9 protein-coding genes and 1 pseudogene are annotated in these 11,811 nt (G+C 63.3%); 5 read left to right on the top strand and 5 right to left on the bottom strand.

The window, feature by feature from the left end:
- Nucleotides 1–2: 2 nt before the first annotated feature.
- Entirely contained in the window at nucleotides 3–950 is a 948-nt protein-coding gene (locus ACEW7X_RS06395) for a M48 family metallopeptidase (RefSeq protein ID WP_130486880.1), read from the top strand.
- Nucleotides 951–977: 27 nt separating this feature from the next.
- Nucleotides 978–2,207 (top strand): nucleoside recognition domain-containing protein, encoded by a 1,230-nt coding sequence (locus tag ACEW7X_RS06390; RefSeq protein WP_420177767.1) that lies wholly within the window; start codon nucleotides 978–980, stop codon nucleotides 2,205–2,207.
- Between the two features lie 202 nt (nucleotides 2,208–2,409).
- Here ACEW7X_RS06390 and rsmA read toward each other — a convergent pair.
- The 3 genes and pseudogenes from rsmA to ACEW7X_RS06375 form a co-directional block, all read right to left on the bottom strand.
- Nucleotides 2,410–3,183 (bottom strand): annotated as a pseudogene (gene rsmA, locus ACEW7X_RS06385) (16S rRNA (adenine(1518)-N(6)/adenine(1519)-N(6))-dimethyltransferase RsmA); the annotation flags it as partial.
- 6 nt (nucleotides 3,184–3,189) lie between these two features.
- Entirely contained in the window at nucleotides 3,190–4,626 is a 1,437-nt protein-coding gene (locus ACEW7X_RS06380; RefSeq protein WP_130486879.1) for a peptidylprolyl isomerase, read from the bottom strand.
- A 4-nt stretch (nucleotides 4,627–4,630) separates the two neighbouring features.
- The gene (locus ACEW7X_RS06375; RefSeq protein ID WP_420177766.1) at nucleotides 4,631–6,961 is read right to left on the bottom strand and encodes an LPS-assembly protein LptD; all 2,331 of its coding nucleotides are present in this window, start codon (nucleotides 6,959–6,961) and stop codon (nucleotides 4,631–4,633) included.
- 112 nt (nucleotides 6,962–7,073) lie between these two features.
- Here ACEW7X_RS06375 and ACEW7X_RS06370 point away from each other — a divergent pair, with 112 nt between their 5' ends.
- From ACEW7X_RS06370 to ACEW7X_RS06360, 3 genes are all read left to right on the top strand, one after another.
- Nucleotides 7,074–8,156 carry an aminoglycoside phosphotransferase family protein gene (locus ACEW7X_RS06370; RefSeq protein ID WP_420177765.1) on the top strand — a complete coding sequence of 361 codons (1,083 nt, stop codon included), beginning with the start codon at nucleotides 7,074–7,076 and terminating at the stop codon, nucleotides 8,154–8,156.
- Nucleotides 8,156–8,863 (top strand): N-acetylmuramate alpha-1-phosphate uridylyltransferase MurU, encoded by a 708-nt coding sequence (gene murU, locus ACEW7X_RS06365; protein ID WP_339137513.1) that lies wholly within the window; start codon nucleotides 8,156–8,158, stop codon nucleotides 8,861–8,863. The genes ACEW7X_RS06370 and murU overlap by 1 nt, the downstream gene beginning before the upstream one ends.
- 162 nt (nucleotides 8,864–9,025) lie before the next feature.
- Nucleotides 9,026–9,727, top strand: coding sequence for a hypothetical protein (locus tag ACEW7X_RS06360; protein ID WP_068368696.1), 702 nt, complete (start codon nucleotides 9,026–9,028; stop codon nucleotides 9,725–9,727).
- Nucleotides 9,728–9,976: 249 nt separating this feature from the next.
- Here ACEW7X_RS06360 and ACEW7X_RS06355 read toward each other — a convergent pair whose 3' ends face one another.
- A complete protein-coding gene (locus ACEW7X_RS06355; RefSeq protein WP_420177764.1) occupies nucleotides 9,977–11,026 on the bottom strand; it encodes an NADP(H)-dependent aldo-keto reductase in 1,050 nt (349 codons plus the stop codon).
- Between the two features lie 363 nt (nucleotides 11,027–11,389).
- Nucleotides 11,390–11,800: a YidB family protein gene (locus tag ACEW7X_RS06350; protein WP_068368710.1), complete on the bottom strand. Its 411-nt coding sequence runs from the start codon at nucleotides 11,798–11,800 to the stop codon at nucleotides 11,390–11,392.
- Nucleotides 11,801–11,811 lie beyond the last annotated feature (11 nt).

The following is an 11,811-nucleotide window of genomic DNA, read 5'->3' as shown; positions in this document are numbered from 1 at the left end:
TCATGCCTCGTTCGTCACCTCTCCAAGGCGATTTGTTCGCGCCTACCCAGTCCATCCCGACGCATGGCGCGACCCCAGCCGCACCCGTCGTGCCTGCCGGGCAGCAGGCCTTGCCGCCGGCTGCCACCGGCGGCTTCCTGCAGCAGCAGCCCGGCCGCCTCGTCATGGATCGTCCCGCGCAACTGCCACCGGGCGCCCAATGGCGTGAAACGCTGTCCGGCATGCAACGCCTGGGCTATACCCTGATGCGTTCACGCCGGCGTACCATCGGCTTTCTCATCAGCGACGATGGCTTGCGCGTGACGGCGCCCGCCTGGGCCAGCCAAGCCCAGATAGACGATGCCGTGCGTCAGAAGACCCGCTGGATCGTGACCAAGCTGGAAGCATGGCAGAACAGGCGCACACAGCTTTCCATGGCCCATACCCGCTGGCAGCATGGTGGCGAGTTCCCGTTTCTTGGTGTCGGCATACGCCTGGCACTGGGGGCCGCGCCCAGCGTGGGTGCCCAGGGCCAGCAATCCTACCAGGGCGACCCCTGTTGCCCCGAGGCTGGCGATATCCTGCATCTCAGCCTGCCGATGGATGCCGAAAGCTCGCGTATCCGTGAAATCACCGAAGCCTGGCTGCAACGACAGGCTGCGCTGCAGTTCCAGCAGCGGCTGCAACACATGGCCACGCAGCATGGCCTGACGGTGCGCAGCCTGCGCCTTTCCGCAGCGCGCACGCGCTGGGGCTCCTGCACCAGCGACGGGCGCATCATGCTGAACTGGCGCCTGATCCATTTTTCGCCTGCCATCATTGACTACGTCATCGCACACGAACTGGCACACTTGCGGGAGATGAACCACGGCCCTGACTTCTGGAACGAAGTCGGCCGCATCATTCCCGACTATGAGCAAGCCCGCGCCGCGCTGCGCTCCCATCATCCTGGCGACATCCCGGTTCTGTAGCCGGGCCCGCCCCCGCCCCTTGCCGCCATGCTGAACATCCTCTGGTTAGCCTTCTTCCTCATCGCCGCCCTGGCCGCCGGGATACGCTGGCTGGCCTACGGGGATGCGGAAGTTTTTTCCGCACTGGTCAAAAGCCTGTTCACGATGGCGGAAACCTCGGTCAGCATCATGATCGTGCTGTTCGGCACGCTGACGCTATGGATGGGCTTCCTGCGCATTGCCGAGCGCGCCGGGCTGATCAAAAAACTGGCCGTGCTGCTGGGCCCGCTGTTCGCCCGGCTGATGCCGGATGTGCCACGCGGCCATCCCGCCATCGGCTTGATCACGATGAACTTCGCTGCCAATGGCCTGGGCCTGGACAATGCCGCCACTCCCATCGGTCTGAAAGCCATGCGCGAGCTGCAGACGCTCAACCCGCGTCCGGATACCGCCACCAACGCGCAGATCCTGTTCCTGACGTTGAATGCTTCCTCGCTGACGCTGCTGCCCGTCACGCTGTTCATGTTCCGTGCACAGCAGGGCGCGCCCGACCCTACCCTGATTTTCCTGCCCATTTTGCTGGCGACCAGCGCCTCGACACTGGCGGCGCTGCTATCGGTGGCATGGATGCAGCGCCTGAAGCTGCATGACCCGGTCGTGCTGCTCTGGTTCGCCGCCATAGGCATCATTCTGGGCGGCATCATGGCCTTTTCGCTGACCCTGTCGGCAACCGCGCTTGCGGCCCTGTCCTCGCTGGCGGGCAACCTGACACTATTCGGCGTGATCGTGATGTTTGTCGCTGTAGGCGCCTGGCGCAAGGTCCCGGTCTACGATGCCTTCGTCGATGGCGCCAAGGAAGGCTTCGAGGTCGCCCGCAACCTCCTGCCCTATCTGGTCGCCATGCTGTGTGCCATCGGCGTGCTGCGCGCCTCCGGCGCCCTGGATTATCTGCTCGATGGCATACGCTACCTGGTTGCCGCAGCCGGCATGGATACCCGCTTCGTGGACGCGCTGCCGACGGCACTGACCAAACCTTTTTCAGGCAGTGCCGCACGCGCCATGATGCTGGAAACCATGCAGCACTTCGGCGTGGACAGTTTCCAGGCGCTACTGGCAGCCACGGTGCAGGGCAGCACGGAAACCACGTTCTACGTGCTGGCCGTCTATTTCGGATCAGTCGGCATCCAGCGCGCCCGCCACGCCGTGGGATGCGCGCTGGTCGCCGACCTGGCCGGCGTGATCGCCGCCATCACCGTCTGCTATTGGTTCTTCGGCTGAAAGGAAAAGCCAGGCCCCGGTTCAGGGGCCTGGCTTGCATCAGGCAGACTGCCGGCGCTCGCGGGCTACCTTGCCCGGCGACGCGCGAACTGCACAGCCGCCATTGGCTCCGCTGGCATCAATCCGCTTGCGGTTCGCCTTTACCCTTGGCCTTGCCCTGGTCATTGCCCGTTTCAGCGGCGCTGCCGGTATCCGCTACCCGACCTGCTGCCAGCAGCGCATCGGACAGGCCGATATACTGCGCCACCGTCACGCTCTCGGCGCGATCGGTAGGTTCAATGCCCAGGGCTTCCCAGGGAATATCTTCAGCCCAATCGGCCAGCACGCGGCGCAGCATCTTGCGGCGCTGGGAAAAGGCGCGCGCCACAACCGTGGAAAACGCGGCTTCGCTGCGCGGGCGCAGGCGGTCCGCCGGCAAGGGACGCATGCGCACAATCGCCGACATCACACGCGGCGGCGGATCGAATGCTTCGGGCGGAACGTCGAACAGGTTGATCATGCGGTAGCGCGACTGCAGCATGACCGACAAGCGGCCATAATCTGCGCTGCCGGGCTTGGCCACCATGCGGTCTATGACTTCACGCTGCAGCATGAAATGCTGGTCGCGCACCTGATCGGCCACCGCCATCAAATGGAACAGCAAGGGGCTGGAAATGTTGTACGGCAAATTGCCCACGATACGAACGCCAGTCCCGAAGGTGGAAAAATCCACCGTCAGCGCGTCGGCTTCGTGTACAGTCAGCCGTTCTGCCGGGTATTGGCGCCGCAAGCGTTGGGCCAGGTCCCGGTCGATTTCCACCGCGTGGAGATGGTCCAGCCGATCCAGCAGCGGCCGGGTCAGGGCCGACAGGCCCGGCCCGATTTCCACCATCAGATCACTGCGCTCGGGCGAGATCGACCGCACGATTTCATCGACGACTGCCAGGTCGCTCAGGAAGTGCTGGCCAAAGCGCTTGCGCGCCTGATGTGCTGCCATTCCTGCTTACTCCTGTTCCAGCCGCTGACGGCGTTCCAGGCGATTGTCGATATAGGCGCGTTCACGCAACTGCTCCAGCCACTCCTCGAAGGCAGGCAAGGCGCGGCGTTCAAACAGAATCTGGCGCGCCTGCATGCGCTGATAGGCCTCGGCCATGTCCTGCGTACGGCGCGAATCAACCTTGATCAGGTGCCAGCCGAACGGCGACTTGATGGGCTGGCTCACGCTGCCTTCGGACAAGGCATCCATCGCCTGCTCGAATTGCGGCACCGTCTCGCCCGGCGACAGCCAGCCAAGATCGCCGCCCTGGGGCGCGCTGGAATCCTTGGAATAGCGCCGTGCCAGGTCCTCGAACGACTCCCCGCCCTGCAGGATGCGCAGGCGCAGCTGGTCCAGCTGCTGCTTGGCACGCTCATCGCTCATGACAGCGCTGGTCCGGATCAGGATATGGCGCGCCTTGGTCTGCGTGACCGGCATGGGCGCCTGTGAATTGAAGTCCACGCCATGGTCGGAAGCCGAACGCTGTTGAGCCGCAGCGCTGTCGCTGCGCGAGACAACCTTGAGAATGTGATAACCCAGGCCACTGCGCACCAACTCACTAACCTGGCCCTGCGGCACGGATGCCACAGCGCGCACGAACAGATCCGGCCAGCTGGACATCGGACGTTCGCCCATCAGGCCGCCCTGCAGCGCTTCAGCCCCCTGGGACTCGGCCGCCGCCACGGCCGCGAAATCCTCGCCGCCGCGTACCCGCGCCAGCACGGCTTCGGCACGCGCACGCGCCGCAGCCTCTTCTTCGCGGGAGCTGTTCTCCGGCACGCGGATCAGAATCTGCGCCAGTGCCACCGGGCCCGAGTTCGCGGCCGCGAAACCGTTGCCGCTCTGGCTCTTGGTACGCTCATCGCGAATAAAGGCATCGACTTCGGAATCCGGGATCATGATGCTTGAATCAACGACCCGCTGACGCAGGCGATCCATCAGGATGTCGCGCCGCAGGACTTCCAGATAGCCCTGCCAGGTCAACCCGGACGCCGTTACCTGCTGGCGCATCTGCTCTTCCGTGAAGCCATTGCGCTGGGCGATGGTCCCCACCGCCGAATTCAGTTCGGCATTGCTCACGCTGAGGTTGAGCCGTTGAGCTTCCTGGTCTTCCAGGCGCTCGCTGATCATGCGCTCGAGCACCTGGCGCTGCAGCACGGCGGCATCGGGCAACGCCACACCCTGCGCGCTAAGTTCACCCTGCGCCTGCAGGGTGCGCTGATTCAATTCGCGCAGCGTGATCACGTCATTGTTGACGATGGCGGCAATGCCATCGACCACCGCCTCCGAGCTCGACTTGGGCTGCTCGACAACGGCCTGGGTGGATTGCGCCTGTGCCGCGCCCAGGCTGGCCAAAGCCAGCGCGGCCAGCAACGGCAACTGCTTGAGTCTCACGTTAAGCATGTGTTTATTCGTACCTATCAAAGCGCGTGCCCTGCGGCACACTCGGATTCACGGACTCATAGCCCGGTATGCTTCTGGACAACAATCCCAGGGGATCCGTTCCCAGCGAGCCGAGTCCGGTCAGCTCGAGTTGCAGGAAGAAAGTCGTATTGGTGTCGTTGGCGGCCACGGCATAGCGCTGGAAAACCGCACGCGCCGCCCAGCAGCAATCACCCTTGTATTCCAGGCCCGCAATGGATTGCGTCACCCGGCTATCCAGCATGGAGTAGTCGATACGGCCAACACCATACCAGCGCTTGCTCAGCGGCCACTGGCCGGCAAAACTGACCTGTTCGCGCCCTTGCAGCTGGTACTGGGCATCGACTGCCGGGTCACGCTGGTAGCGATAGGCCAGCGTAATGGAAGCCAGGCGTTGAGGACGCCAGCGCGCACTTAGGGTGGAACGCATCCAGCGTTCCTGGTGCGGATCATACTGCAGCACGGCCTGTGTGCTGAATGTGTCGGTCCAGGCTGTCGTTGCGCCCATCAGCAAGTCGGAGCGCCGATTCTGGCGCGGCGCCTCGCCCGGCAGGGCCACGCGCTGGTCTTCGAAATACAGGCGCTGCGCCACCGACAGGCTGACACGCTCGAAACCGTTACTGGCATCCATCCAGCGCGACGTCAGGCCCAGCGTGACCTGGTTCGCATTGGCAATGCGGTCCCAGCCGCCGGTATACAGGTTTTCATCAAATGCCTGGGCCATGTTGAAGGAGGCCAGCGCGGTGTCGTAGGTCGGCAGGTCATCCTGGTAGCGGTACGGTACGTAGAGATAGTACAGGCGCGGTTCCAGGGTCTGCTGGGCAGGCTTGCCGAACAGCGTGGTATTGCGCTCGAACACCATGCCGCTGTCCAGCGACAGGATGGGCAGCGCACGAGTGGCCACGGTGCGGTAGGAAGACATGCCGCCGGGCAGGCTGTACCAGTTCTGGTCGCCCCAGCGGGTGTCGTAACGCGTGACGTGCATCCCTGCCTTGGGCGTGATGTACCAGCCTGCGCGCTCGATCGGGTAGGCCATCGTGGCATAGGACACGAAGCGCTGGCCTTGCGGGCCGGTGCGCTGGCCATCGTAGATCGGGCGCTGGAACCAGGTCGCGGTGTTATCCCAGGCAAGATCCAGGCCGCGCCAGTTGTAGCGCACGCCCTTGAAGGTCAGTTCCGGCAATTTGTCGTAGGGCGGGATCAGCGGTGCATCCGGATCCTGCAACGTCTGGTAGGACTCCACCGCCACGCCAGCGCTCCAGTAGCCATCGCCCCAACCGACCCGGCCATTGCGCGGCAGATAGGTGCGGCTGGCCTCGCTCAGGCCGACAGCGGAAATGTCGCGGAAATAGTTGTCATCGGAGGCGCGATTGATATCCCAGTCCGCGCTGAAGCCGTTGCCGAGGTCGTGATAGTGCTTCCAGCCGTACAGCCAGCGGTCCGAATGCGTCACCCTGTCATTGGGCAGATAGGCCCCGGTCATTTCGCCCTCGAAGGACTCGCCCAGGTAGCGGAACTCCCCACCCAGCATCATGCCGCGCTTGGTCAGCAGGCGCGGGGTCAGGGTCAGGTCGTAGTTCGGCGCCAGATTCAGGTAATACGGCACGGAAATGTCGATGCCGCCCTTGGTCGTGGTGCCGTAGGTCGGCAACAGCAGTCCGCTCTTGCGCTCCTTGCGTACCGGGAAAGTCAGGTAAGGCGAGGCCAGCAGGGGCACGCCCTTGAAGTACAGCACCGCATTGCGCGCTTCGCCGTCATTGGCCTCGTAGTCGATATCCACTCGCTCGGCCTCGATGAACCATGCAGGGTCCGGACACGGGCAACCACTGTAGATAACGTCTTCCAGACGCATGTTGTTGCGCCCGTAGATTTCGGCGTGCGCCGCCTTGCCTGAGCCACCGGATGGCCCGATGCGGAACGACGGCTGCTCGATCTCGCCGATATCGGTCTCGAAGTTGTAGCGCAGGCCGGGGCCTTCGATACGGCCGCCGTCACGCATCAGGCGCACGTCGCCACGTGCCTCGACTTGCCCGCTGGCACCGTTGTAGTCGATGTAGTTGCCCTTGAGTACGGAATCGTAGCGGCGCAGCACCGCATCACCCTCCAGGATGACGCGTGAATCGAGCTGGCCTTCGGTCCGCACACTGTTGGCGAACACGGGCATATCGTCTTCGTTGAGCCGGGTGCGGTCAATCAACAGGGAAGATTCGCGCAATGCCTGCTGCGGGCGCGACGCATCGCCGGCCACGCCCTCCTGGGCCTGGACGACAGGCAGACAGCCTGCGGCAAGCAGGGCGACGGATAAGAACAAACGCACGAAAAGGAAACCGCCATAGAATATCGTGCCGGTATTATAGAGATATAGAACATCTGTTCTATGGGCATGTTTGTGGATTTCCTTTCCAAATTCCTTCCGGCTGTCCCCTGCCATGCCCTCCCGCCCTGCTGAACGCCTTTCGGAACCCGCTTTGAACGCCACGATTCACCCTGATGCCAGGCTCGCTTTGCTGCGCAACTGGCTCGCCTCCCTGCCCGCCAGCCTGACGCTGGCCACCGACAGCCTGCGCCCTGCTTCCAGCGATGCCAGCTTCCGGCGCTACTTCCGCCTGGACAGCGGCGTGCACGGCACGCTCATCGTCATGGACGCGCCGCCGCCCCAGGAAGACTGCCGCCCCTTCATCGACATCTGCAAGCGTCTGCAAAGCAGTGGCGTACACGTCCCGGCCCTGCTGGCCGAAAACCCGGAACAAGGCTTGCTGCTGCTGAGCGATCTGGGCGCCCAGACCTACTTCGAGCGCCTGCAGCAACAACCCGCCGAAGCAGAAATCGAAACCCTGTACCAGGGTGCCATTGAATCCCTGATCCGCGTGCAACAGGCGCCGGCCGCCGGCCTGCCGCTGTTCGATCAGGCCACGCTGCTGGCCGAGCTTTCGGTTTTCGAAGAGTGGTACCTGAACCGCCATCACGGCGTGACACTGTCCGACACCGAACGCAATTGCCTGTCACAAATTTTTGAAACCTTGACAGCGCATAACGCTGACCAGACACAAGTGCTGGTACACCGCGACTACCACTCGCCCAACCTGATGGTGCCCACCGGCAACAGCAACCAGCCTGGCGTCATTGACTTCCAGGATGCCCGCCTGGGGCCCATTTCCTATGACCTGGCCTCGCTGCTGCTGGACGCGCGGACCACCTGGGAAGAAGCCCGGCAACTGGACTGGGCCATCCGTTACTGGGAACAGGCGCGCCGCGCCGGTCTGCCCGTCCCCGATGATTTCGCGGTGCTGCACCAGGATTACGAATGGATGGGGCTGCAGCGCAACCTGCGCATCCTGGGCGTCTTTGCACGCCTGAACCATCGTGACGGCAAGGCCTGGTACCTGGCCCACCTGCCGCGTCTCAATGGCTATGTGCGCCAGGTCTGCGGACGCTACCGCCAGTTCACCCCCTTGCTGCGCATCCTGGATCGCGTCGACCAGATCACACCGGCCGCGGGCTACACCTTCTGATGCGTGCGATGATCCTGGCCGCTGGCCGCGGCGAACGCATGCGTCCGCTGACCGACACCCTGCCCAAGCCCATGCTTGCCGCCGGCGGCCTGCCTTTGATCGTCTGGCACCTGCAGGCGCTGGCGCGGGCCGGCTTCAAGGACGTCGTCATCAACCATGCCTGGCTGGGACAGCGCCTGGTGGATGCGCTGGGCGACGGCTCACGCTGGGGCCTGACCATCCATTATTCCGCCGAAGGCGAGCGCGGCCTGGAAACGGCAGGCGGCATTGCGCGCGCCCTGCCACTGTTGGGCAACGAGCCTTTCCTGGTCATGAATGGCGATGTCTGGTGCGACTGGCGGCCCGAAGCTGCCCGCGCCATTGCAGCCGGGCTCGATGGCGCGGCCCGGCAGGCCTGGCTGCTGCTGGTGTCCAATCCCGAACACCACCCGAATGGCGACTTTCTCCTGGCCGAAAACGGCCTGCTCAGCCCACGCGGAGACCGCCCCGGCGCGCTGACGTACGCGGGGATAGGCGTTTTTCATCCGGCACTGTTCGACGCTGTCTCGGGCAGCCTGCCCTCGCCGCTGGCGCCGCTGCTGCGACAGGCGATGGCACGGCACAGCATCACCGGGGAACACCATGAAGGGCGCTGGACAGACGTAGGTACCCCGCAGCGATTGTCTGAACTTGACGAATATCTGAAACAAAACCGTACCAACCCCTAACTACCGGAAACGTCTTGCATTCTCCCGCAGCGACCAAGAGTTATACACTGTCGCCTGCCGGCGACGCAGCGATCCCGGCATCTCGACGACCAGACCCGTCGAACCCGCTTGCAACTGCCGGCCTCACATGCGGGCCGCTTACACCAGCTAGGATTTCAACGCATGGCACTGTTCAGTTCTTCCAAACGTCCCGTTTTCAAACCCTCCCCCTATGAAACCGGCAAGCGCCGGCACCGCATGCCGCGCTGGCTGGCGCAAATGCTGTTTGGTGCAATCATCGGCGCTGCTGGCTGGTATTTCCTGCAGAACAGCTACGGGCCGAAGCGCCTGACCGTCACCGAATCGCAGCAGCTGACCCAGGAACTCAATGCCGCGCGTCTGGAAGCCCAGCGCTTGCGCGACGAACTGGATGCACTAAACAGTGAGCACAGCAGCGTGCGCACCGACGCCGAACAGTGGCAGGCGCGCGCGAACCGCGCCGAAGCGCTGTCCGGCCCGCTGCAACAGGAAATCGACGCCCTGATCGACCTGCTGCCGCCCGACCCGCGCGGCTACACTCCAGGCATCAGCGGCGCCCGTTTTACGCAGAAAGACGAAGGCCTGGATTACCAGGTCGTGCTGCTGCAACCCGGCAATAATGCCGCCAGCTTCAAGGGAACGGTCGAACTGCTGGTGGAAGGCCGCTACGGCAATGGACGCACGGACGTATTGCGCGTGGAAGGCCCGGCAGTCGATATGACGCGCTACCAGACCCTGCTCAGCAATGCCGCTCTGCCTGCCGGCTTCCAGGCCCGCCAGGTGACGGTACGCGTGCTGGATGGCGCGGGCAAGCAGCGTGCCATGCGGGTACTGCGCGTACGCTGATATCAACGCCACAAGCAAGAAAAGCCAGGCAACATAACGTTGCCTGGCTTTTCTTATTGCAGTCCGTAACACTGCCGTTACCGCAATTTCTACCCTAACAGTGTATCGACTACGGCCAATATTCGGTGAAGAACTCCGGCCCGAGGGCCGGAGCTTCTCCGCCACCATACGGGGGCGCCTGCGGCGCCGTATGGATAATGCCTCGCTTGACCTCGGCCTGAAGGCCGAGGCTTGCGCTTAGGCCCGTGGTCAAGGCGCGGGATTGGGCTGGCGTTGATGGATATGTTCGATTTCAGCCAGCAGTTCGTCATCCAGCTCCAGGTCCACCGACGCGATATTTTCCTTGAGCTGTTCCAGCTTGGTCGCCCCCACCAGATTGCTGGTCACGAACGGACGGCTATTGATGAACGCCAGCGCAACTTGCGCGGGTGACAAGCCACGGCGGCGCGCGGCATGGACATAATCACGCGTTGCAGCCTGGGCCTGCTCGTTGCTGTAGCGCGCAAACCGCTCGTACAGGCTGATACGGCCGTCTGCCGGACGCGCGCCATTCAGATACTTGCCGGTCAGCACCCCGAACGCCAGCGGCGAATAAGCCAGCAAGCCGATCTGCTCGTAATGTGAGAACTCGGACAGCCCCGTTTCAAACGTGCGGTTCAACAGGCTGTAGGGATTCTGGATGCTGACGATGCGCGGCAGGCCCAGCTTTTCCGAGGCACGCAGGAATTGCGCCACGCCCCACGGGGTTTCATTGGAAACACCGATATGACGTACCTTGCCCGCCTTGACCAGATCGGCCAGGACGGAGAGCGTTTCTTCGATAGGCACGGTCGATTCGTCTTCGATCCACGGATAGCCCAGACGGCCGAAAGTGGCCGTGCTGCGATCCGGCCAGTGCAATTGGTAGAGGTCCACATAGTCCGTCTGCAGGCGCTTCAGGCTGGCATCAATGGCAGCTGTGATATTGGCTCGGTCCAGGGAAGTCTTGCCATCGCGGATATGGCCCTTTTGGTGAGCCTGGCGCAAGGGGCCGACCACCTTGGTCGCCAGCACCACTTCGCTACGCTTGCCGCTGCGCTTCAACCAGGAACCGATGTACGCCTCAGTTCGACCCTGGGTTTCCGGCTTGGGCGGCACCGGATACATTTCCGCAGCGTCGATCAGATTGACACCCTGCGACAGTGCGTAGTCAAGCTGTTCGTGCGCTTCCTGCTCGGAGTTCTGCTCGCCCCAGGTCATGGTACCCAGACCGATCAGGCTGACGTCGATATCGGTGCGTCCAAGTTTGCGGTATTTCATCTCTTGTCGTGTTCCTGAATGAAGAAACTGCCAGAAAAACCCCCTGCCCTGCACCGCTCACGGCCAGGATCCGAAGGCTGACTACCCGGCATAGTAAAACGGAACAGACGATGTTGCGGCAACAGCGCCGTGCATAAGCTAATGCTGTAACGCCCCGCGTCGCCATGCCAGGCTGTCGCTGGCAGCGCCGCTGCCGACAGTCCTGTCAGCGGTCCATACAGGCGCCATCCGGCCTGCAACCGGGCACTGCCTGAAAACACAAAACCCTGACCATCGGCATGCCACCGAAGGCCAGGGTTTTGATAGAAGGAACCATGTGGCCAGCACAGGCTGGCCGGACACAATACAGGCGGAAACCCGGGATCAGCCGAACTTGCCCAGCAAGCCAGACAAAGAACCCAGCAGGCCGGCGGCATCAAAGCCCTGGCCTTCCTTCACTTCGCCCTCGGGCGTCGCCTTGTCGACCACTTCCGGCAAAAGCGTGCTCAACAGGCTCAGCACGGTATTGTCGTCCTGGCCGGACTCCTGCGCCAGGCTACCCACCAGTGATGCTGGCAAGACATTGCGCAACTGGTCGATGGAAACAGGCAGGTTGTTACCCTTGCCTATCCACGACGCGACGATCTCGCCCAGGCCGCCCTTGCGAAAACTATCGACCAGGCCGGCCAGGCCACCCGGATATTTTTTCAGTTGTTCCAGCAACACCGGCAGCAGCGCGGCGGGGCCGGACTTGCTGCCGCCGACCAGGGAACCCAAGGAATCCAGCAAGCTCATGAAAATACCTC

Origin of the sequence: Kerstersia gyiorum (assembly GCF_048595715.1) — a bacterium.
Taxonomy (GTDB): domain Bacteria; phylum Pseudomonadota; class Gammaproteobacteria; order Burkholderiales; family Burkholderiaceae_B; genus Kerstersia; species Kerstersia gyiorum.
The sequence above is the reverse complement of the archived record's forward strand: the minus strand, read 5'-3'. Positions and strand labels throughout refer to the sequence as shown.

Coding starts and splice junctions, on each gene's coding strand:
- ACEW7X_RS06395 (WP_130486880.1), top strand. CDS start 3: ATGCCTCGTTCGTCACCTCTCCAAGGCGATTTGTTCGCGCCTACCCAG.
- ACEW7X_RS06390 (WP_420177767.1), top strand. CDS start 978: ATGCTGAACATCCTCTGGTTAGCCTTCTTCCTCATCGCCGCCCTGGCC.
- ACEW7X_RS06380 (WP_130486879.1), bottom strand. CDS start 4,626: ATGCTTAACGTGAGACTCAAGCAGTTGCCGTTGCTGGCCGCGCTGGCT.
- ACEW7X_RS06370 (WP_420177765.1), top strand. CDS start 7,074: ATGCCCTCCCGCCCTGCTGAACGCCTTTCGGAACCCGCTTTGAACGCC.
- murU (WP_339137513.1), top strand. CDS start 8,156: ATGCGTGCGATGATCCTGGCCGCTGGCCGCGGCGAACGCATGCGTCCG.
- ACEW7X_RS06360 (WP_068368696.1), top strand. CDS start 9,026: ATGGCACTGTTCAGTTCTTCCAAACGTCCCGTTTTCAAACCCTCCCCC.
- ACEW7X_RS06355 (WP_420177764.1), bottom strand. CDS start 11,026: ATGAAATACCGCAAACTTGGACGCACCGATATCGACGTCAGCCTGATC.
- ACEW7X_RS06350 (WP_068368710.1), bottom strand. CDS start 11,800: ATGAGCTTGCTGGATTCCTTGGGTTCCCTGGTCGGCGGCAGCAAGTCC.